Source organism: Clostridium sp. 'deep sea', from assembly GCF_014931565.1.
Lineage (GTDB): Bacteria > Bacillota > UBA994 > PWPR01 > PWPR01.
In genome coordinates, this window is the sequence record NZ_CP063353.1 from 1,716,549 (window position 1) to 1,738,212 (window position 21,664).

Annotated in this window: 20 protein-coding genes and 1 other annotated feature; of the genes, 9 read left to right on the top strand and 11 right to left on the bottom strand. The window is 30.7% G+C overall.

Going from position 1 to position 21,664, the window contains the following annotated elements; translation table 11 throughout:
• Positions 1-2: 2 nt before the first annotated feature.
• The gene (locus tag IMX26_RS08070; protein ID WP_195161159.1) at positions 3-542 is read right to left on the bottom strand and encodes a 2-oxoacid:acceptor oxidoreductase family protein; all 540 of its coding nucleotides are present in this window, start codon (positions 540-542) and stop codon (positions 3-5) included.
• A 251-nt stretch (positions 543-793) separates the two neighbouring features.
• On the opposite strand from IMX26_RS08070, the gene IMX26_RS08075 reads away from it, so the two are divergent.
• Positions 794-1,279 (top strand): AAA family ATPase, encoded by a 486-nt coding sequence (locus tag IMX26_RS08075; RefSeq protein ID WP_195161160.1) that lies wholly within the window; start codon positions 794-796, stop codon positions 1,277-1,279.
• Positions 1,280-1,342: 63 nt separating this feature from the next.
• On the opposite strand, the gene IMX26_RS08080 is transcribed toward IMX26_RS08075, so the two are convergent.
• The 6 genes from IMX26_RS08080 to IMX26_RS08105 all read right to left on the bottom strand — a co-directional run bounded on the left by IMX26_RS08080 (position 1,343) and on the right by IMX26_RS08105 (position 9,372).
• Positions 1,343-2,989, bottom strand: coding sequence for an ABC transporter ATP-binding protein (locus IMX26_RS08080; RefSeq protein ID WP_195161161.1), 1,647 nt, complete (start codon positions 2,987-2,989; stop codon positions 1,343-1,345).
• Between the two features lie 512 nt (positions 2,990-3,501).
• Complete coding sequence (locus tag IMX26_RS08085; RefSeq protein WP_195161162.1) at positions 3,502-5,277, bottom strand: ABC transporter ATP-binding protein; 1,776 nt, start codon at positions 5,275-5,277, stop codon at positions 3,502-3,504.
• Positions 5,270-7,057, bottom strand: coding sequence for an ABC transporter ATP-binding protein (locus IMX26_RS08090; RefSeq protein WP_195161163.1), 1,788 nt, complete (start codon positions 7,055-7,057; stop codon positions 5,270-5,272). Before IMX26_RS08090 ends, IMX26_RS08085 begins: the two co-directional genes overlap by 8 nt.
• 24 nt (positions 7,058-7,081) lie before the next feature.
• Positions 7,082-7,390, bottom strand: a complete 309-nt coding sequence (locus IMX26_RS08095; RefSeq protein WP_195161164.1) for a PadR family transcriptional regulator — start codon at positions 7,388-7,390, stop codon at positions 7,082-7,084.
• 175 nt (positions 7,391-7,565) lie between these two features.
• Positions 7,566-8,393, bottom strand: a complete 828-nt coding sequence (locus IMX26_RS08100; RefSeq protein WP_195161165.1) for a hypothetical protein — start codon at positions 8,391-8,393, stop codon at positions 7,566-7,568.
• Between the two features lie 517 nt (positions 8,394-8,910).
• Positions 8,911-9,372, bottom strand: a complete 462-nt coding sequence (locus tag IMX26_RS08105; protein WP_195161166.1) for a glycine/sarcosine/betaine reductase selenoprotein B family protein — start codon at positions 9,370-9,372, stop codon at positions 8,911-8,913.
• A 132-nt stretch (positions 9,373-9,504) separates the two neighbouring features.
• On the opposite strand from IMX26_RS08105, the gene IMX26_RS08110 reads away from it, so the two are divergent.
• Complete coding sequence (locus IMX26_RS08110; protein WP_195161167.1) at positions 9,505-9,939, top strand: MerR family transcriptional regulator; 435 nt, start codon at positions 9,505-9,507, stop codon at positions 9,937-9,939.
• A gap of 17 nt (positions 9,940-9,956) precedes the next feature.
• Positions 9,957-11,744 carry an FAD-dependent oxidoreductase gene (locus IMX26_RS08115; protein WP_195161168.1) on the top strand — a complete coding sequence of 596 codons (1,788 nt, stop codon included), beginning with the start codon at positions 9,957-9,959 and terminating at the stop codon, positions 11,742-11,744.
• Between the two features lie 211 nt (positions 11,745-11,955).
• Here IMX26_RS08115 and lysS read toward each other — a convergent pair whose 3' ends face one another.
• Together lysS and IMX26_RS08125 are read right to left on the bottom strand one after the other, a co-directional pair.
• On the bottom strand, positions 11,956-13,458 hold the full coding sequence (gene lysS / locus IMX26_RS08120; protein WP_195161169.1) for a lysine--tRNA ligase: 1,503 nt from the start codon (positions 13,456-13,458) through the stop codon (positions 11,956-11,958).
• A 116-nt stretch (positions 13,459-13,574) separates the two neighbouring features.
• Positions 13,575-13,834 (bottom strand) — a binding site (T-box leader).
• Between the two features lie 42 nt (positions 13,835-13,876).
• Positions 13,877-14,332 carry a DUF523 domain-containing protein gene (locus IMX26_RS08125; protein WP_195161170.1) on the bottom strand — a complete coding sequence of 152 codons (456 nt, stop codon included), beginning with the start codon at positions 14,330-14,332 and terminating at the stop codon, positions 13,877-13,879.
• 78 nt (positions 14,333-14,410) lie between these two features.
• Here IMX26_RS08125 and IMX26_RS08130 point away from each other — a divergent pair, with 78 nt between their 5' ends.
• The 6 genes from IMX26_RS08130 (at position 14,411) to IMX26_RS08155 (ending at position 19,771) form a co-directional block, all read left to right on the top strand.
• Positions 14,411-15,532: a sensor histidine kinase gene (locus IMX26_RS08130; RefSeq protein ID WP_195161171.1), complete on the top strand. Its 1,122-nt coding sequence runs from the start codon at positions 14,411-14,413 to the stop codon at positions 15,530-15,532.
• Between the two features lies 1 nt (position 15,533).
• Positions 15,534-16,178 (top strand): response regulator transcription factor, encoded by a 645-nt coding sequence (locus tag IMX26_RS08135; protein ID WP_195161172.1) that lies wholly within the window; start codon positions 15,534-15,536, stop codon positions 16,176-16,178.
• Between the two features lie 271 nt (positions 16,179-16,449).
• Positions 16,450-17,379: an ABC transporter ATP-binding protein gene (locus tag IMX26_RS08140; protein WP_243259328.1), complete on the top strand. Its 930-nt coding sequence runs from the start codon at positions 16,450-16,452 to the stop codon at positions 17,377-17,379.
• Positions 17,380-17,387: 8 nt separating this feature from the next.
• The gene (locus IMX26_RS08145) at positions 17,388-18,167 is read left to right on the top strand and encodes an ABC transporter permease (protein WP_195161174.1); all 780 of its coding nucleotides are present in this window, start codon (positions 17,388-17,390) and stop codon (positions 18,165-18,167) included.
• Positions 18,160-19,146: an ABC transporter permease gene (locus IMX26_RS08150; protein WP_195161175.1), complete on the top strand. Its 987-nt coding sequence runs from the start codon at positions 18,160-18,162 to the stop codon at positions 19,144-19,146. The genes IMX26_RS08145 and IMX26_RS08150 overlap by 8 nt, the downstream gene beginning before the upstream one ends.
• A gap of 109 nt (positions 19,147-19,255) precedes the next feature.
• Positions 19,256-19,771 (top strand): GNAT family N-acetyltransferase, encoded by a 516-nt coding sequence (locus IMX26_RS08155; protein WP_195161176.1) that lies wholly within the window; start codon positions 19,256-19,258, stop codon positions 19,769-19,771.
• Positions 19,772-19,939: 168 nt separating this feature from the next.
• Here IMX26_RS08155 and IMX26_RS08160 read toward each other — a convergent pair whose 3' ends face one another.
• Both IMX26_RS08160 and IMX26_RS08165 read right to left on the bottom strand, forming a co-directional pair.
• Positions 19,940-20,434, bottom strand: a complete 495-nt coding sequence (locus IMX26_RS08160) for a nitroreductase family protein (protein WP_195161177.1) — start codon at positions 20,432-20,434, stop codon at positions 19,940-19,942.
• A gap of 10 nt (positions 20,435-20,444) precedes the next feature.
• Complete coding sequence (locus tag IMX26_RS08165) at positions 20,445-21,635, bottom strand: aldo/keto reductase (protein ID WP_195161178.1); 1,191 nt, start codon at positions 21,633-21,635, stop codon at positions 20,445-20,447.
• Positions 21,636-21,664: the final 29 nt, after the last annotated feature.

Below are 21,664 nucleotides of genomic sequence, written 5' to 3' on the forward strand. Positions count from 1 at the left end.
AGTTATTCCCCTTTCACCATGTGATAAGCTTTATCTATTAATTTTATATTTTTATCAGCTATTTTTGCATGCATGCCATGTTTTATGGCATTTTTGCAATCATCTAAAGAAACCATTTCACTCGTAGCTACTAAAGCACCTAACATTGCAGTGTTTGTAATAGGTCTACCCAAAATTTCAAGTGCTATTTTTGTAGCATCAAGTGTGATTATTTTATTTGGAATTATGTCTTGATATTTTTGAGGGCTATCTGTATTTATAATAATTACGGTAGCTTCTTTTAGTCCTGTTAAAACTGCTTTACCCCACAGAGTTTCATCTAAAACTACAACATAATCACAGCTATTAACTTCACTGCGATCTGTAATTTTTTCTTCTGAAATACGAGTAAATCCTAAAACAGGTGCACCACGACGCTCGGGACCAAACGATGGAAATGCTTGAGCATACTTTCCATTGTACACTGAGGCAGCCATTCCTAACAGCTTTGCTATAGTAAAGCTACCCTGTCCACCCCTTCCATGCCATCTTACTTCTATCATTTTATTTTTCCTCCCAAATATGATTAATATATCAGTTTTCTAACAACTGATATACTAGTGATATATTAGCTATATATATTATAGATGTAAAGTGAAAATCTTGCAATGATTTTGATGAATTAAACACAATAAAATAAAATTTACATAACCTTAAAAGATTATTTAAACAACTATATTGTTGCTTTTTACATTTTTATATACTACCATTTAACTAATTATAAAAAACATACATTTATATAAGAGGTATTTTAATGAAAAAACTTATTGTTATTAATGGAACAATGGGTGTTGGGAAAACTGCTGTTAGCTCTATGCTTAATAAAAAACTTAAACCATCTGTTTGGCTAGATGGAGACTGGTGTTGGCACATGAATCCGTGGATAATTGATGAACAAAACAAAAAAATGGTAGAAGATAATATTTCGTATCTATTAAATAATTTTTTAAAGAATGATAATTATCAATACATTATTTTTAATTGGGTTTTGCATAAAGAAAGTATTTGGCAATCACTAAATAGTAAACTTATAAAAAAAGATTATGATTTACACCGATTCACTTTAATATGTTCTGAAAAAAAGCTAAGAGAAAGAATGATAAAGGATAATAGAGCAGTAGCTGTTGTTGAAAGGTCTGTTCAAAACTACCAACGTTACTTAGTCCAAAATACAACAAAAATAGATACTACTGACTTATTAATAAACGAGGTAGTTGATAGGATTATAGGGCTGTTATAACAGCCCTGTGGTGTACTCACTATTCTCGTGGTGAGTTTTCATTATATCTATTGAAGTTTGCTTTTAGTCAGCAGTATTATAATGAGCTTTCACTTGCAGTTGTTCTTTTGAGAGCTTTATTAGCTTACCATTTTCTATTTTTAGTATTTCATCAACCATATCTAATAAATCTAAATTCACCTTATGAGTAACCATTATACATGTAGTATTTTTGAGATTCAAAATGGTTTTCTCTACCTCTTTAGCGGTTTCGGGATCTAGTGATGATGTCATTTCATCAATTAATAATACTGGTGTTTTTCTTAAAATAGCTCGAGCAATTGCTATTCTTTGTTTTTCTCCACCTGATAAGTTTGATCCACCTTCCTCTATAATCATATCCCACTTATCCATATATTTATAAAGCTGAGCATCTTGTAAAGCAGATTGTACTTCTTTATCCTCATACTTTTTAAATAGAGTTATATTATCATATAAGCTAGTACTAAATAGGAAAATATCTTGATGAATCATAGCCATAATCTTACTAACAGATTTATAATTAAACGATTTCATATCTATATTATCAACTCTAATTTCTCCTTTGTTTGCATGAACAGCTTTCATTAATAACTTTAACAAGGTAGACTTACCACATCCACTCTCTCCAATAAGTAGATATTTCTTTCCTTTTTTAAATTCTAAATTTAAATTATCAAACAAAACATTATTGCTGTAGGAAAACTGCAAACCTTCAACTTTAATACTTTTATTAAAAGTAACTGCTGTAGTTAATGCACTTGATTCTGAAGATATATCTGTACTATTGCTTTTATTATATAACTTGACCTTTTTAATAATTCCTTTTACTGAATTAAACTTATTAATGTTATTGGCTACACTCATAATAGGCGATGCCAAATTGTTAGTTAATTGAATCGAGGCAATCATAGTACCTAAGGTTACTTGTCCTATTATTACTAAATAGGTTCCTACAGACATAATTACAATAAATACTAATGTGCTAAGCATACTGTTTAAAGAACTTATAGCCACAGTTATATTGTTAAATTTATATCTTTTTTCTTCAACGCTATTATTAGAAGCATTATAATTATTTAAAACATCGTCAACAATATTAAAGCTTTTAATGGTATGTATTCCTAAAATATATTCCTTTATACTTCTAACCTGATTTACAAGAGCATTTGTATAGTTTAGCCTAGATTTGGATATTGCTTTGCCTGTTTTAGATGCCACCAGTATAGGTATAAGAGATGATATTATGACTGCTATAGTTAGCCAAACACTTAGGTAAAGCATATACACTAGAGCTATAACCGCTGTGGAAATACTGAGTGTTGTTTTAAATATATTTCTATAATAGTCATTTTCGAGAAGGTTAATGTCATTGTTTAGTAAAGATATTATTTTAGATGATTCATGTTTTTGTGACTCATCTAAAATAACATTTTTAAAAATATTTCTTTTTAAGCGAGTAAGGTTATTCTTTATTAACTTATTTTGCATTATGTTACTTAAAAATCCGATAATTGTGGTTAAAATAAGATATGCAATAGCCAATTTTATTGTATTAATAAGAACACTAACATCTCCTGTTACAGATGAATCTACAATTTTCTTTAGTATTATAGCTATATAAACTGTAAAAAAAGCATTTAAGATAGTAAATATAATACTTAGAATAAAAAGAGAACCTTTTTTAATCACTTGTCAACTCAACTCCTCACAAATTTTTATATCATTTGAGAATAATTTATTAACTAAAATTTTATATTTTTAAGCAAAACTATAATAAATACGAAAACTACTCTATGGGTAAACCTCGTGTTCACTTGCGTTTATCTCATTTAAAAAAGTAATATATTAAATTATTTAAGAATATATCCACTGATTTTAATATAATACCTTTATATTTACTACATTTTCAAGATTATGTCAACTATATTTAAACTAATTATTTATGGTAATTTCTAATTCTTATGTAGTATAGTTGTTTTATTCTTGTTTTTTCTTCCTAAGACAAACACGGGTGAACACAAGGTTCACCCCTACATTGGGTTTGTGTATTTATTATAATTTTAGTTTAATGGGGATTTTGTAACTATCCTATTCTTGTTCATCTCTTCTTATGACAAACACGGGTGAACACGAACGTATTTATTGCAGTTTTAGTATAATGAAATTTTTAGTAACGCCGAGAGCGGACCACCTCGTAAGAATCAGCCTAATTTCCAGCCTAGGTCTTCCAACTGTTTATACACCTGATACCAGCCCTTTTCTTGAGCCAGTTGTTCTGGACTACCAGATTGTACTAAGTCTCCATTAGCTATAATATGAACAGTGTCAGCATCTACTATGCCAGACAAACGATGGCTTATTGTTATTATGGTACGTTGTTTACTGGCCTGTCGTAGGGCTTTAAACACCTGTTCTTCAGTAATGGTATCCATTTGAGAAGTTGGCTCATCAAGTAATAATACAGGGGGATTACATACAATGGCTCTTGCTATGGATAAAAGTTGAGATTGCCCAAAAGATAATTTCATTCCAAGTGTACCCAGTACTGTATCGTATCCATTTTCGAGTTTTTTTATAAACTCATGTAATCCTACTGATTTGGCAGCTTCAATCACTGTCTCTCTAGGTATTTCATCACTATTTAAGGTAATATTATCAGCTACGCTTCCTTCAAATATAACAACCTGTTGTGGAACTATACCTATTAGTTTCCTACGATCGTTTGGATTTAGGTTGTATGGATTAATTCCATAAATCTTTACATTACCCTTATTTGGAGCATATAATCCAGCTATTAAATTCATTACAGTTGTTTTACCAGCGCCTGTTCTACCCACTAAGGCTACTTTTTCACCCTGCGGTATTTTAATTGACATATTGTTTACGACATTTTGATTTTCATTGTAGGCAAAGCTAACATTTTGTAGCTCTATGCTATAAGGGTTATGATAGTATGCTATATTACCATTAAAGCTTTCTACTTCTGTCTTTTGTTCTGTTTTAACTGACAATAATTCAGCTACTCTTTTGATGCCAGCTACAGCTTGCTGAATGATTTGTATTTGATTACTTAGTGATTCTATAGGACCGATTAAACGTGCTAAAAGGTCTATCATCGCTGCTAAGCTACCTACAGATATAGCTAAACTATCAGTTACTGAGGTTTTTGCTGCCAAGAATACTACTAAGGCAATAATAAATGACCTTAGAACCTGCATTACACAAGGAAATGCCGAGATATAAAAAGCTGCCTTATGGCTTACCTTAAGGCTATTCTCTAATGGTTGCTGAAATTTATGGCAATAATCATTTTCTTTATCAAAAGATTTTATAATTCTCATTCCACTAAAGATTTCTTGTAGATAGGTATTAATAAGACTTATAGATTTTCGTATTAACATTTGAGCCTGTAACATGTTTTTACGAAAATATTTTGCTAATACATAAACAATTGGCAATACTATTAGGCTCACAAAACACAAGGTAGGGCTTATAATATACATGGCAGCTAACACGCCAAATACTTGAAAAAGACTAGTAATAGAGTTAATTAAGCCTGCTGAGAATATTTTATCAATAGCATCTACATCCGATGTTACTCTACTAATTAGTTCCCCAACTGGGGTTTTATTGTAGTATTTAATAGACAGCTTTGATAAATGTGTTGCCAATTTTAAGCGCATATCATATAACAGATATTGCCCAATAAATGAGGTTAAATAGGTTTGTAAAAACTGCATAAAACTACTACCTAAATATACCAAAAGATATAATGTAGCTGCTTGCCAGAGCCCTTGTGTTATGCCTAACTTAATATAGTTATCAATAACTCTTCTTAAAATTAATGGTGGAAGTAAAGCAAAAAACATACTTACAATTGCTACAATAAATACTGCAGTAAATTTTGTCCATAATTTAGGCCAAGATTCTTTAATAGATAATTTTATTAATTGCCCAGGATTTATTTTATTATTCATTTTGTTCATCCTCCAACCATGTTTGAGCTGTATATATTTTATTATAGGTTTTGCCATTTTTAATAAGATGCGCATGGCTTCCTTGCTCAATAATATTACCGTCGTTAAGTACAATTATATGATCTAAATAAGGAAATGCATTTAGCCTATGGGAGAATAAAAAAGCAGTTTTACCTTTTAGAGCTTTTCTCAATCGCTCAATTATTCGTCTTTCTGTACCTATATCAACAGCGGAAAAAGGATCATCTAAAATTTGCACATCGTTATCTGTATATAGAGCTCTGGCTAAGGCAATTCTCTGACGTTGGCCACCAGAGACTCTTACCCCACGCTCTCCAATTAGGGTATCTGAACCATTCTCAAACAGTTCTAAATCATCACTTAAAGCTACTAAGTAAAGAGCCTGCTCTAGTCTTTTATTATCATTATCTTGAAAACTACTACTAAACTTAATATTATCAGCAACAGATGCTGAAAATAAAAATGCATCCTGCCCCGCATAGGCTATAAGGTTGGCTTTTTGCTCTTTACTAAGATGAGAAAGCTCTTTATTACCATATTTTATGTTACCATCATAACTGTATAAGCCTGTTAACACTAAAGCTAAAGCTGATTTACCAGAACCTATAGCGCCAGTTATTCCCACTAAAGAACCAATCGGTACTTCAAAATTTATATTATTTAAAACATTTTGGCTTGTATTTGGATACTTAAAACTCATATTTTTAACAGATATGCTTTCATCTTTATTAAATTTAACTTTTTCAGCTGAATTTTCGTTTGATAGGTTGTTCTCAGTAAGGATTTTTTCTTTAATTCGTTGCCACGAGGCTAATGCACCATGCCAACGGTTAAATACATTTGCGGCTACCCAAGTTCTACGTGACATAGCTGTAAACATTGTTAAGTATGCTGTAAAGGTTCCGATACTCCAAAGTTTCTTAGCTACCATTTCACCACCCAAAGCTATTGCTGCAATAATACCTATTGAAGCTAAAAAAGCATATATAGGCATCATACCTTGTTTTAAAAGGGTGGTTTTAATGTTCCATTTTACTTGCTCATTGGCGTAATGTGCTAATTTCTTTTTTTCAGCTTTTTCTCTACCATAGAGCCTTAGAATTGCTACACTATTGATTGTAGAATATAAATGGGAGGTTACTCTGGAGGCATACTGTCTGGCTTTTAAAGAGTATTGGTAAAGTGGGTGACGAGCACTCTCTGCTATCCATAAAGCAAAAGGAATCGGAATTGAACATACTAAAGTAATTTTGAAGTTATAGAATAGAAGTACAACAAAATATGATATCATTAACAGCCACGTATCCCAAGCCTCATTAATGGTATATTGCACTGTATCAACAAGTTGTTCTACATCGCCAACTGTTCTAGACATCATGTCTCCTACTGATTCTTGTTCAATTGAGCCCATATCTTTAGCTAAGGTACTTTCAAGCAAGCCAGCTCTCATATCACCTCTTATCAGAAAACACATTTTTCTAATATAACGTCTTTTAATGTAGCGAGCATATTGAAAAAATGCAGTAGACAAAATAAATAATGTACACCAAAAGATTAAGCTTTGAACTCTTATAGAAGTAACCCCTTGGTTTAATAATAATGAAACTACGTCTATGGCTTTACCCAGTATAATTGGGCCAGTAACAATAATGGTATTGTATATAATACCACCTGCTGCCTCTAACCAAAATAATCCACGATGGCGATTAATATAAGATATTAACTTATGCTGATTGTTTTCAGGTAGTTTAAATTTCATCTACTTCTCCCCTCACCATATTTATTATTTTATTTTTAGTTCACTAACTAACTCTTTTAGATAATTACGAGCATTCTTTAGCTCTTCTTTACCCAGCTCTGTTATTTCATAGTATTTTCTTATTTTTCCGTTTACGTTTTTTTCAAAATGAGCTAATAAACCCTCTTTTTCTAAGCTGTGTAATATAGGGTAAAGGGTACCAGGACTTAAGTTATAGCCATGTTCAGCTAACTCAGCTAACATCCAACTGCCATAAATTGCTTCTTTATTGGCATGATGTAAGATGTGCAGACTAATTAAGCCCTGAGATAATCTTTTCATTGTTAATCCCATTTTTAAACTCCTTTTCAGTATTTCGTTATCGATTTTCGATATCATATTTAGTAATAACAGTATAATTGTTTATCTCAAATAATGCAAGTATAAAATCAAAATAAAAAAGCTGTCCACATTTAAGTGCAACAGCTTATTATTATTAGTTTATGAATCAATAAACACAACTAAGTTTTTACTCTCTGCCTACATTATTTTTAACGCAATATGCTGCTAAATAACCAAACCCCGACCAGCAATCTCCAGCTAAACTTAAAATAACTTCAATAATCTTATTAGCCTCATCTTTCATACCTGTTAGGGCTAAATATCTACTAATTCCATATGCTTTTGTTACATATTCCATATTAGCAAAACGATATTTCTCTTTTATTTCCAAAACTTCTTCAAAGGTTTTAGTCCCTTTATATACCTGTATCATATCTCTGTATACAAAGTTTTCTCCACAGGGCATTTTAGGGTCAACTAAACTAGCTAAATCATTGGCGTAATCAAATTCACCCATTTCCATCAGGTTAATTACTCGCCAATTAACAATTGCAGGAAACAACTCACAGTCTAAAGCAGTCATCTCATAACAGGTTTTATACGCTTTTTCTGCTCTTTCAAAATCACCTATTAAATGATAAGCAAAGCCTAGGTGATACCATATATTCCAATTATTTTGCTCTATTCTCGAGGCAAGTTCAAAGTCTGCGGCTCCCTCATAAAACCTATAACTACTTAGTAAACGATGCCCTCTATGTCGATAGAGTAGCGCATTAAAGGGATCTAAACAAATAGCTTTTGAAAATGCCTCAACAGCCTCTCTATAAAGCTTTTGTTTTGCTAAACCTAACCCTTTTTTCATCCATAGCTCTGCATTACAACAATCTTTTGCTATTTTTTTTTCTAATTCTTTTACTTCTTTGCTATGTTGTATTGTAGGTACGTTTTCAAATACTTGACTCTCTTTTGTTGCAGTCACATCTGTTACAGTATACGATAGCTTATTTTTACTCACTAGTAAGTCCCCTTTAACAATATCGTTAACAATTATGTATTTATCTTATATTCAATACTTAGTTTTATTATGTAAATTCTCCTGCATATTACTCTATTTTATTGTTAGCAGTTAAACATCATTTAATGTAGGTATAATTAAGTTATTAATTTTAAAGCTTTATTTTCTTTTGTTTACGGAGCAAATGAGCATATTTAGTAGCGTACAACCTTTAAATATTTAAAAGGGTTTTTTAGCAAAACGATTATACTAATAAAACCCCTATCTTTTACAATACTTTAATTTCTGCTGGCTGAGTGGCAGTATAAACAAAGCGTAATGCTTCTTTAATTACTTGCTCTTGTAACTCAACATTATTTGGTTTACCAACTGTACAACCAAATGGATTTTCAATATTAATAGCTCTTGGAATACCTATAATTGATACAATTTGTTTTATTAAATTAAAAGTTACAGTTGGTACACCACTCTTTTCAATCTCTCTTGCAACTAGTCCACCGGACTGTTGACAGATAGGTCAAACAGGAACTATCAGCGCTATATCTACACCTAACTGCTTAATTCTTTGAGCAATTTGTTTACCTGTTTCAAACAAATATTTAGGCTCAGGTATAAAACCTGTAATGCTAAAATTAACTTCGCTAACCTTATTTATAAAGCCCTGCTCTGCCAACTGCTTAAGCCTTTGTACAGGAAATATTACGTTTAAATCTACTGCTGAAAAATCTTTGTTAAAGTGTTCATGAGCAATACTTAAATCTGTATACGAAGTAGTTAATGTAATCTCCCTAAAGCCTTCATCTATATCTTTTCTATTGACTATGTTAAAAGCTTTATCGGTATTTTCATAAATACCACCAGTAGTAACAACTGCTACTTTACATTCAGCTAAAGGTTTGTTAGGTTTTGCAAAAGGTATGTTACTTGCTCTTACCCAATCAAAGGTTTCAATAAACTTTTTCAACTTAGAATTTGTCATTATGACCTCCTTAGTTATTAAGTGTATAAAGGTAATGATTATTATAACATACCTTTACGTCAACGTCAATTTACATGGGATTATTATATGCTATAATAGCTATAGTTAATTTGTATTTGTGGGGTGAATATTATGCACGAAAATAATAAGCTACTAAAAATCGGCAAATTAAGTAAAATGGCAAATATGAGTTGCAGAGCAATTCGGTACTATGAAGAACTCGAAATAATCCACCCTACCAGTGTTAGTGAAGGTGGTTTTAGATTATACGATGAAACAGTTCTTCACAAGTTATCTGTTATTAAGGATTTTAAAGAACTGGGTTTTTCACTTGAGCAAATTAAAGATATACTATTGCCTAAACCCGAGCTTACCAAAACAAAGCTCTTGAAATACTCTCGTAATATTATTAAAACTCAATTAAAGGCCATTAATAAAGATATTGAACACCTATTAGAGCTTAAGAAAAAAAACGAAAGTGCCTTAAAAAAATTGCAAATTTGTGAGAAGTGTACTGCAAATATATGTGATGAAGAATGTGAAAATAAAAAGGCATATATTATTTAAAGTTGAGGTAGTTTAAGATGCGAAAAATATTTTCTATTATACTATTGCTTGTTGTTTTGTCTACAAACATATTATCTGTTAATGCTCTTAGTAAATATAGTTATAAATATGATGACTTTCTTTCTAAATATCGTATCCTTGTTAAGACTAAGTATGATGTCATTGTTTATGGTAGTGATCCTGAGGGAATTTCTACTGCTGTCTCTGCAGCAAGGGCGGGTAGTAAAGTTCTATTAATAGATAAAAGAGACAAAATAGGTGGATTATTCACTTTGGGTTGGCTTAATTTTTTAGACATGAACTATTACAAACAAACTCTTTTAACTGGAGGTATTTTTGAGGAGTTTTTTAATAAAGTAGAAGGATATGCTTTTAAAATAACTACAGCGATAAAAGTTTTTAACAAAATGATAAAAGATGAAACAAATATTACTGTTCTATTAAATGCCAAAAATATTACGCCAATTATACATAACAATAAAATAACTGGTATTAAAGCAACTATTCTTAATTCAAACAAACATTTTTATTGTGACTCTATAATAGATGCTAGCCAAAATGGTGATTTGGCGTCAGATGCAGGTGTACCCTTTACACTAGGACAAGCTGCAATTGGAGGACCCGAATACGGTATGGCTGTAACTCAGGTATTTAGTCTTAAAGGTATGAGTTCTGCTGAATGGAATAAATTATGTAAGTATTTAAAAAATGATAATGATATACATAGTAATTCTAATAAGAATACTGCTTGGGGATTTGGAAACTTTAGCGATTTATATAAGCCTACGCAAAATAATGTACAACTGCGTGGTTTAAATTTAGCAAGAGAACCGAACGGTATAATTATGGTAAATGCCTTAAAAATATACGCTATAAACCCGTTAGATAATAAAAGTTTAGAAGAAGCTAAAAAAATGGCTAAAGAGGAACTTAAACTTATTATTCCTTTTTTAAGAAAAAACGTACCTTATATGAAACACATTGAACTTGATTCTCTTGCACCTGAATTGTATATACGTGAATCAAGACATTTTTCTACTGTTTATCAATTAACAATAGATGATATACTAGAAAATAAAGATTTTGATGATAGAATAGCGCTAGGTAGTTATCCTGTTGACATGCAAGGTACTACCCCAAAGGACGCTTTAATAGTTGGCAACCCTCTTAAGTACTCAGTGCCGCTCAGAAGTATTGTGCCCATTAATATAGATAATCTATTTATTGTGGGTAGAACAGCAGGGTTTGATGCCCTTGCTCATGGAAGTACGAGGGTTGTTCCTATAGGCATGTGTACTGGTGAAGCAGCAGGACTAGCAGCTACATTCATAAATAAACATAAAATTAGCAATAAGCAATTAGTTGATAACAAAAAGCTAGTAAGTGAGCTACAAAATAAATTAATAGCAAATGGGGCTTATTTAAAACCCTTTAATATAAAGACTGAAATTACTAAACACCCTTGTTATGATGGATTAAAACTAGTTAGAAAATATGGTCAAATTTGTGGCAATTACAATAATGATTATCTTCTTGATAAAAATATTACTAATATGCAGTTTATGTGGTTGTTTGATGGTTTAAGCAAAAGAATTAAATGGGAACTAACTGACATTTTTAATAGAATCTATGACTACGAACCCCTTACTTTCAATAATGTATTATATAATTTCAGTAAAAATAAAGAACTATGTGAGTACCTAAAAATATCAGAAATGTTTAAGGATATAGATTATGAAAAGAAATTAACAAAAGGTGAATCAACTATGGTACTTTATTACTGTAAACAATTTATTAGTAAATAAACTTAGTTTAAAGATATGATAAAAGGTTCAGGTAAGATAATAATTATTATTTTACCTGAATTTTTATCGATTTAAAATAATTATTATAGCCATACTTGCCTATAAAGAAAACTTAACTATTCCTTTAGAAAACAAACCTATACTAATATTAAATATGGACTGTCTTTTGTAAATTATATATTCATTATAATTTATTGTGCTAAGTTTAAGCTTATTTCATAATAGGAAAAGCAATAACATCTTTGATATTATCTGTTTGGGTCAAAAACATAATTAATCTATCTATACCTACACCTAATCCGCCTGTTGGGGGCATTCCAATATCAATAGCACGTGCAAACTCTTCGTCCATGGGAAAAGCCGTCTCTGATCCTGCTCTTAGCTGCTCTGCTTGTTGCTGTAATAGCTCTCTTTGTATTAGGGGATTATTTAGCTCTGAGTAGGCATTGCCAAGCTCTATTCCCATTACAAAGGGCTCAAATCGTTCGATAAGCTCTTCATTAGCTCTATGCTTTTTACATAAAGGAGATGTTTCATAGGGGTGATTTATAACAAAGGTAGGTTGTTTTATTTTACCTTCACAATAAGCTTCAAATAAACTATTTACTAAACTGCCTTTACTGGTATTATTCACATCTATTTCTGTTAACCCTAGGTTATTGTTTAGGCTATTACTTAATATAAACTGCTTTAATTGATGTTCACACATATTGTAAAGGTTAATATTAAATTCATTATTTACTAAATCATACATAGGTCTTTTGCACCAAGGAGCTTTAAAATCTATTTCTGTGCCATTTATTAAAACCTTTGTGGTTCCAATAACATTTGTGAACACATACTCATACATCTCTTGCATAAGAGTCATCATATCATTATAGTCACTATAAGCCTCATAACACTCTAACAAAACAAACTCAGGGTAATGAGTTTTATCTATTCCCTCATTCCTAAAGGAACGGCTAAAAGTAAATACCTTTTCAATTCCCCCTACGATATATCGTTTTAAATAAAGCTCGGGTGAAACTGCTAAATAAACCTCTGTATTTAAGGCATTAATGTGAGTCACAAAAGGTGCAGCTTCGCCTCCGCCATATTTAGAATCTAAAATAGGAGTATCTACCTCAAGATAACCTTTATTAATTAAGAACTCTCTAATAGCTGATATTGCTTTTGACCTTTTTATAAATCTATTTTTAACCTCATCATTCATTATCATATCTAGTGAACGATATCTATATTTATATTCTGTATTTTGAATTCCATGATATTTTTCTGGCAGTGCTCGTAAACACTTAGTTAATAACGTAATTTCTTTTACTCTTAAGGTGAGTTCTCCTGTTTTTGTTTTAAATACAGGTCCTATAACAGCAATTATATCTCCTATATCAACATTGATAATGTTAAAATCCACCTGAGTATTTTTTGTATTTAAGTAGAGCTGGATACTACCCGATTGATCTTTAAGATTCATAAATACAGACTTACCCATATTACGAACTTGCATAACCCTACCAGCAATATTAAAGAAATTCTCACTAGCTGAATTAGCTAAAACATCACTGATAAAATGCTCTTTTTTATAACTATAGGGGTAGGGATTAACTTTATTATTAACAATAGCTTGAGTCTTATTGATACGATGAATGGTGTATTCATTAGCATCTGGCATTATCTTGCGTAATTTTTTAAGATTGTTATACTCATTAAACATCATTATTCTCCTTTCTACCTTAACTAACTTTATAAATTCATTAAAAAAGCTACTACTTTAATAATCATGATTACCTAAAAACAATACAAAAAAACCCTCACCTCCAAGACTGTTGTCTTGAGGACGAGAGTTATTACTTCGTGGTACCACCTCAGTTTATTGTTATATTGCTATAACAACCTTATCAAGTACGGCAAAACATGCTTATACTCTAGCTCTTTTAACGGAAGCAACCGCCGTATTATCCCTAACTAATGTTAGTTCCTCTACGAAGCTCCGAGTCTTTTTTCATTAAGATAAATCTTAACCTCTTTTCAGCTAACAAGGCTCTCTGTATAAGCTTATTCTTAACTACTCTTCTCTTCATTGCATTTATAATATTGTATTGTATTATAATTAGCCAGCAGTTGTTTGTCAACTATTTTTTGTTATAATATTCCTTAAATTCATTAAGTTGTTGTTCAGTAAATATCTTTATATCATTTTCTAATAACATTTGGCTTGTAAAACCATTGCCTTTTACAAAATTACCACTAAAGCTTCCATCATAAATTTTTAAATAACCACATGATGGACTTCTGGACTGTAATACTGCAATTTTAGCATTTACAATTTGTGCAATTTGCAAAGTTTTAGTAGCCCCTTCTTTAAAGAAACTTGTTATATCCTCATTTTTAGTATTTATAACTTTTTTTTCATTTGCATGATTCACAATCTCACAACAGGGTCTTGGTATGGGTAAACCCCCTAAAACTTCTGGGCATAAAGGCAAAGCCTCACCTGTTGTTATTAGATTCTGCAAATATTCTATATTCGTACATTTTCCATTATATCTACACTTAATTCCCACTAAACAAGCACTAACAATAACCATTTTAAATACTCCTTATTCTTGAAAGTTATATTTACCTAATCTATACTAAAATAAAGCATACAAAAGTGGGTAATAACTATGAACAAATTTTTGAACTACATTAAAATTCTTATTTTAGCAGCTGTTATTATAATACAGCAAATAACAACTACATCTTTTAACCATGTAATTTTTGTAGTTTTAGTTTTAGCCTTTATCTTAAACCATCAAATACGCCTAAGATTAAAGAATGACTCCTCATTTATTATAACTATCTTAATAGATTTAGCAATAGTTGCATTTTTAGTTTATAACTTTAGTATAAACAATAGCTTACTGTTATTAATAAGTTCAGTTGATGTTTTTACTTATAAAAACTATAACTATGCCCTAACTTTATTATTAGCTTTTTGTTATACCACCCTTAACATTTTAAACTACAATGCTACAACTCTTGTAAGCCTACTTTTCTTTTATACTTTTTTGATTACCCAATTAATTATTAGTAAACAGCATAGTAATAACATAAAATTAAATTATTTATACGACGATATTAGAAAATACAGCTATGAATTAGAAAGAGCTAAAGCTCAAATAGAACGTTATAGTGCCCAAGTAAGTGAGCTCAGTACTATTAAAGAACGTAATAGAATAGCAGAAGATATTCACGACTCAGTAGGTCACCAGCTTACATCTTTATTATTTAGGTTACAAGCATGTGAAATTGAGCTAAAAAACAATAAGGAAAAGGGTTTAATTCAATTAACGGCTATTACCGAAACACTTAGAAATAATCTTGTTTTATTAAGAAATAAGGTAAAAAATGTAGAGGTAAAAAGCTACTCAAATTTTAATAATACTATAGTAGAGCTACTTGAAGAGTTTAAAAAAGATAAACCTTTTAAAATCAGTTTCAGTATGAAAGGGCATGTAGTAAAACTATCACCCGAAATTGAAACAGTATTATTTAATAATATCCGTGAGTCTCTAACTAATGCTGCAAAACATAGTAATGGTGATGAAATAGCTATTACCATAATGTATAAAGCCAATAACATAGTATTAACTTTTGTAGACAATGGCAATAATAGTAAAACTTATAAAGTAGGTTATGGATTACGGGCTATGCAAAATAGAACAACTTTATTAAATGGATCAATGACTATAATTAATGAACAGGGTTTTTTACTTAAATTTATAATACCTTTTAAGGAGAACTAATATGAAAGTACTTATTGTAGACGATGATCATATGTTATGCCAAAGCCTAAAACAAATTTTAAACTGTCAAAATATTAATATTGTTGGCACTGCCAATAATGGTGATGATGCTTATAAATTTTGCATGAATAATCAAGTTGATATTATTTTAATGGATATTAGAATGCCTATATGCGATGGAGTTATCGCTACAAAGAAGATTAAAGATAGTTTTCCTAATCTAAAAATTGTAATTTTAACTACCTTTGATGATGATGAATATATAGCTGAAGCTATTAGAAATGGTGCTTCAGCATATATTCTTAAAACAGCTAAGCCCACTAAAATAGTAGAAACCTTAAAATTAACGTATGAGGGAGATATGGTAATAAACTCTCCGATTGTCAATAAAATGAGTTCTATGCTAAGCAAAAATCCTAAAATAGACTATAGTAAATATTCTTTAGGAGATAATCATATTATAATAATTGAGCTAATCGCTAAGGGTTATAACAATAAGGAGATATCTAAAGCTATTCATTTAAGTGAAGGCACTATCAGAAACAAAATAAGCGATATTTTAGCTCAGTTAAATTTGAGAGACCGCACTCAAATAGCAATTTTTTGGCACACAAAAGGCTTATATAAACAAAGCAATAACAAGTGATAACTTTAGATTGATAAACATGCAGGAAAAAAATTGGGATAATTCTCTATTAGTACATTTCTTAATAGCAACTTTTATGTAAATTTTCACTTCAATTATAATACTCTTTATACCTCTTTTGTGTAAATCTGTTTAAAAAAACAAACTCCGTTGTTTGTACTTTCCAACCTTCAACTCTGTTCATGACATTTGTCATTACAGCTAGTGATTAAAGTCAATTGTTTAGTGGTTCTCTATATCATACAATAGAATTACCAAGGGGGTATTGACTATGATTGAGCTAAAAAATGTTATTAAAAGATACGGTAACACCATTGCTGTAGATAACCTAAGTTTAAAAATAAATAAGGGTGAAATTTTTGCTCTATTGGGCCCTAATGGTGCGGGCAAAAGTACCATAAATAAAATGATTATAGGTCTGTTAAAAGCTAGTAGTGGAGAAATATTAGTTAACGGTTTAAACATTAATAAACAGGGTTTAAAGGCACGTGAATACTTAGCTTTAGTACCTCAAGAACTTGCTCTATATGAAAGCATGAGTGCAATAGATAACGTACTGTTTTTTGCAAAATTAGCAGGTTTACGAGGTAAGCAGTTAAGAGATAAAACCGATAAAGCCCTTAGCTTTTGTGGACTAGAGGATACTAAAACTAAAAAGGTAAGTACTTTTTCGGGTGGCATGAAACGTAGGCTAAACATTGCATGTGCCATAGTACATGAACCTCAAATAATTATTATGGATGAACCAACTGTTGGCATTGACCCCCAGTCTCGTACCCATATTTTAGATTCTATTAAACAGCTTAATAATAAAGATATGACAGTAATATATACTAGCCATTACATGAGTGAGGTTGAGCGTATATGTGATCGAGTAGGTATAATTGATAATGGTAAGCTAATTGCAGTAGGCACTACTAATGAACTAAAATCTCAGCTAAAAGAACAAGAAAAAATTATTATAGACATACTAGATTTAAACTACACAGCCTTAAATGAAATTAAGCAATTATATGGTGTAAATGATGCTTATTATAATAACTATAGGCTTGAAATAAATACTACTATAAGCAAAAATACAACCCTAGAAGCACTAACTATTTTGGCTAAACACAATATGCAAATCCAAAAAATTGAAATAGAAAAACCTAGCCTTGAAGATGTATATTTATCTTTAACAGGCAAAAGCTTAAGAGACTAGGTAACGCCATGAACGAAATAAAAACGATTGTAATCAGAAACCTCAAAGAACAGTTTAAAAGTCCAATTTTTTGGGCTATCTTAGTTTTATTTCCTCTTGCTATGCTCTTTATGTTTAATGAAATGTTTGTTAATGACTCAACTCATGTAGCAAATTCAGCAATTAAAATTACTATTTTAAATGTCACAGATAACCATTATGCTTTTAGTAAACTTGCGATTGTTGTATTAGCTCAATTTTTTTTAATTAGTAGTGTTGTGGCATCAGGCTCTTTAATTCAGGTGAAGACAAATAAAACATTAATGAGAATTTTTACTTACCCTATAACAAAATCAAAAATTTTAATAGCTCATTTTCTTAGTGTAATAATTGAGCTAACGGTTGTTATGAGTCTAGTAATGATATTAATAAGTGTCATATTTAAAGTAGTTTGGTCAATCAATTATTTTGGCTTAGTAATTACTAGCTTATTATGTATTATTTTATGCTCTAGCTTTGGTCTATTTTTATCATTACTATTCAAAAATGGTAATATAGCTAGTGGAATTATGAGTGGGGTTGTAATATTGATGTCGTTCTTAAATGGTGATATGACCTCTGGTAAATTACCATTTAAAAACAGTGATTTTTTCACCTTAAATAAATGGATAACTTCAGCCTTTAATAAATTATACATCAGCAATAACTTTAGTAATCTCTATAAAGATATTTTAGTTATTTTGTGTTTGGGTTTAGGTTTTACAATCTTATCAATAGTTCTATTTAGTAAGGAGAATAGTTATGAGTAGTTTAATGATTGCCAAAAATGTTATTGTTAGAATCTGCAAACAAGCTACTATAGTAATATTTTTAATAGTTTTTCCATTAATTTCTTCTTTACTAGGAGCTCTAACAGCAAAACCAAATGAACCACTTAATATAGGTATAGTAGTAACAGAAAATAACAAAGACTTAGTAGCAAAAATAAGCAAATTGCCAGAGTATAATGTAATTAGTTTACAAACAAATGAGGTCATAGATAAACTAAACAGTAATAGTGTTAGTGTTGTAATTAAGCCGTTATTAGATCAACCTAGTTATGAAATTGTAGCAAAAAACAGTGGCTCACATGTTACCAATTTAGAAAAACAACTACAACATTATCTTAACAACAATAGTATATACTCTGTATCTAAAAGTGATAAAGATTTTGATTTAACTTCAGTATCCATTTTTCTACTATTTATGATTATGTTTATGGGAGCTAGTGCAGCAGTTATTTATGATGATAAAAGGAACAAAACCTATATGAGACTATTTTGTTTTGCTACTAGTGGTAAGAGTATTGCTTTTGGTTACCTGCTTGCTTTTTTTGCTTTAGGAACAACTCAAGTTTCAATATTTATACTAACATTGAAATTATTTTTAGCAGCTAGCTTAACTATTAGCATAACCACTTTATTTACAATACTTGTTGCTTTTTTAGTTGCAATTATTGGTTTATGTATAGCACTCACAAGCATAATTAAACAAAAAGATCATTATCAAGTAATAATACCTATACTGGCACTCTTTACTACTTTTTTATCTGGCGGCATAATTCCTACTAAACTTATGGGTAAAACATTTAAGTTTATAGCTTACTTTTCACCTCAATTCTATGTTAATAAAACGTTAGTTGCTACAGCAACAGTTATAAATTCTACTCAAAATATTTTAATATTACTACTGTTTGCTTTAGTATTCTTTTCTTTTGGTACTAAAATGCTTGATAAAGAATCTTTATAATTGAATTTAAATCAAATATTTATTGGCAATTGCTACACTAGGCAATTGCTAATTTTTTAATTATATAGTTAAATAGTTAACATAATATATGTGAGAGGGAGAAGTTATAATGAATAAAATTAGAATTAGACAAGTCACTATGGCAGACTTAGATACCGTAACAAAAATAGAAGCTATTTGTTTTCCAGCCACAGAAAAGGCCAGTAAAGATTCTTTTAAACAGCGTATTAGTACTTTCCCCCGTGGTTTTTGGCTAGCAGAGCTTAATAATGAAATTATAGGTTTTATAAATGGAGCAGCCAGTAATAAAACCACTATAGAAGATGAGTTTTTTAGTGATATGAGTTTACACTGTGATAACGGTGAAAACATTGCAATTTTTGGTCTAGATGTATTACCACAATACCAGCGAAACGGCTACGCTGCCCAGCTTATTAAACACTATATTAAAATTGCTAAAGAAGACAACCGAAAAAAAGTACTACTAACCTGTAAGAAGCATTTAGTTCACTATTATACTAAATTTGGATTTAACAATTGTGGTGTATCACAATCTGTACATGGTGGGGCTCAGTGGTTTGATATGGAGTTAAATCTAGTATCTTTAACAAATTCCTCTGTATGATTTTGTAAGCATTTTTATTACTAATTAAACACTTGTTTTACTACACTTTATTGGCCAGCAGATGAGCTTGTTAACAAGTTAAACCAAAAAAATTAATGTTTTACCTAACAAAAAAGGAGCAGCTAGTTAACTAATAAAAATTAGTTTCTAACAGCCCCTTTTAGTTCATTAATAATAAGTAACACGTTCCTCCTCATATCTATCCGTAAACTCTTTCTCTTCTGCTGGATATCCAATTGCTATTAAAGAATAAGGCAATTTTTCATCTGTTAAATTAAATTGCTCTTTAATTGCTAACATTCTTTCATCAATTGGAGCTATGCCAATCCACACTGATCCTAAACCCAAATCACAGGCCTCTACTAAAATATTTTGGGTGCAAGCACCTAAATCTTGCTCCCAGAAACACGGATATTTCATAAAAGTAGTATTTCCTAATACTACTATGGCTAAAGGTGCATCAGCTGTCATTGCTCCATTGGGGCTTGCTTCTGCTAACTTTCTCAATTCTGCTTTGTCCTGCACCACTATAAATTGCCAAGGCTGTTGATTACCTGCAGAAGGAGCTTGCATAGCTGCACGTAATATTTTCTCTATTTTTTCCTGCTCCACCACTTTGTTTTGATATTTTCGGATACTGCTACGATTAAAAATTGCGTTCATGTTACCCTCCTTATTTAATAAACAGTTTACCCACTTTTGCAACTGCTCTTATTACAGGCGTTTCAATATCTTTTTGAACATTTTTAAAATACTCTCTTATTTTAAGGTTTTGAGGACATGCTTTTTCACATTTTCCACAGTCTATACACATAGTAGTCCATTTAGGTTTTTTGCTTGTCATGCCAACAATTCTTGCATACATTAATCTACGAGAGAGTCTGCCCCCAAACATATGATGATTATTATAAGTTTGAAAAGCATACGGTATATCGATACCAGCAGGACAGGGAATACAATACCTACAGCCTGTACAACCTATTTTTAGTAAACGCTGATAGGTCTCTTTTACCTCGTTTATTATAGCTAACTCTTTTTTACTCAAGCTATTTGCTTTTGCCTCGTTTGCTATTTTTATGTTTTCAATAATATGGGCATCTTCACTCATGCCAGATAAAACCACAATAACGGCAGGGTGATTGTAAATAAACCTAAATGCCCACTCAGCTGGGCTTCTTTTAATAGAGGCTTTATCCCATATTGCTTGAACTGCTTTAGGTATAGCTCCAACTAACTGACCACCACGTAATGGTTCCATTACTATTACACCTATATTCTTACTGTAAGCATAATTTAATCCATCAATACCAGCTTGAAAATATTCATCCAAATAATTATACTGTATTTGACAAAAATCCCAATCATAACCATCTATTATTTCATAAAAATCTTCTTTAGTACCATGATATGAAAAACCCATATAGGTAATTTTGCCTTCTTTTTTTATTCTATTCATAAAATCGAGTACCCCAAAGCGAAGCATTTTTCGCCATGTAGGTCCATCTAGGGAGTGTAGTAGATAATAATCTATGTTATTAATCTTTAACTTACTTAACTGTTTATTAAGATATTTATCCATGTCCTGAGATTTATTAACTAAATAGGTGGGTAATTTTGTAGCAACTTTAACTTTCTCTCGATAACCGTCTTTTAAGATATATTCCCCTAAAAAACTCTCCGACTCACCTCTATGATAAGGATATGCGGTATCCAAATAATTAACTCCATTATCTATTGCCATACGAACCTGCTTAATAGCATTTTCTTTAGCTATTTTACCAAAACTATTGGTCTTAAATCTCATACAACCATACCCTAGTACAGATAGTTTATCTTTTGTTTTGGGCATAATTCTATATTGCATAGTTACCACCCTTTACTTTTATTATAGTA

What these genes read in the sequence shown, in the direction of transcription:
- IMX26_RS08070 (WP_195161159.1), bottom strand. Translation starts at nt 542, where the DNA reads ATGATAGAAGTAAGATGGCATGGAAGGGGTGGACAGGGTAGCTTTACT.
- IMX26_RS08075 (WP_195161160.1), top strand. Translation starts at nt 794, where the DNA reads ATGAAAAAACTTATTGTTATTAATGGAACAATGGGTGTTGGGAAAACT.
- IMX26_RS08085 (WP_195161162.1), bottom strand. Translation starts at nt 5,277, where the DNA reads ATGAATAATAAAATAAATCCTGGGCAATTAATAAAATTATCTATTAAA.
- IMX26_RS08090 (WP_195161163.1), bottom strand. Translation starts at nt 7,057, where the DNA reads ATGAAATTTAAACTACCTGAAAACAATCAGCATAAGTTAATATCTTAT.
- IMX26_RS08095 (WP_195161164.1), bottom strand. Translation starts at nt 7,390, where the DNA reads ATGGGATTAACAATGAAAAGATTATCTCAGGGCTTAATTAGTCTGCAC.
- IMX26_RS08105 (WP_195161166.1), bottom strand. Translation starts at nt 9,372, where the DNA reads ATGACAAATTCTAAGTTGAAAAAGTTTATTGAAACCTTTGATTGGGTA.
- IMX26_RS08110 (WP_195161167.1), top strand. Translation starts at nt 9,505, where the DNA reads ATGCACGAAAATAATAAGCTACTAAAAATCGGCAAATTAAGTAAAATG.
- IMX26_RS08115 (WP_195161168.1), top strand. Translation starts at nt 9,957, where the DNA reads ATGCGAAAAATATTTTCTATTATACTATTGCTTGTTGTTTTGTCTACA.
- lysS (WP_195161169.1), bottom strand. Translation starts at nt 13,458, where the DNA reads ATGTTTAATGAGTATAACAATCTTAAAAAATTACGCAAGATAATGCCA.
- IMX26_RS08125 (WP_195161170.1), bottom strand. Translation starts at nt 14,332, where the DNA reads ATGGTTATTGTTAGTGCTTGTTTAGTGGGAATTAAGTGTAGATATAAT.
- IMX26_RS08130 (WP_195161171.1), top strand. Translation starts at nt 14,411, where the DNA reads ATGAACAAATTTTTGAACTACATTAAAATTCTTATTTTAGCAGCTGTT.
- IMX26_RS08135 (WP_195161172.1), top strand. Translation starts at nt 15,534, where the DNA reads ATGAAAGTACTTATTGTAGACGATGATCATATGTTATGCCAAAGCCTA.
- IMX26_RS08140 (WP_243259328.1), top strand. Translation starts at nt 16,450, where the DNA reads ATGATTGAGCTAAAAAATGTTATTAAAAGATACGGTAACACCATTGCT.
- IMX26_RS08145 (WP_195161174.1), top strand. Translation starts at nt 17,388, where the DNA reads ATGAACGAAATAAAAACGATTGTAATCAGAAACCTCAAAGAACAGTTT.
- IMX26_RS08150 (WP_195161175.1), top strand. Translation starts at nt 18,160, where the DNA reads ATGAGTAGTTTAATGATTGCCAAAAATGTTATTGTTAGAATCTGCAAA.
- IMX26_RS08155 (WP_195161176.1), top strand. Translation starts at nt 19,256, where the DNA reads ATGAATAAAATTAGAATTAGACAAGTCACTATGGCAGACTTAGATACC.
- IMX26_RS08160 (WP_195161177.1), bottom strand. Translation starts at nt 20,434, where the DNA reads ATGAACGCAATTTTTAATCGTAGCAGTATCCGAAAATATCAAAACAAA.
- IMX26_RS08165 (WP_195161178.1), bottom strand. Translation starts at nt 21,635, where the DNA reads ATGCAATATAGAATTATGCCCAAAACAAAAGATAAACTATCTGTACTA.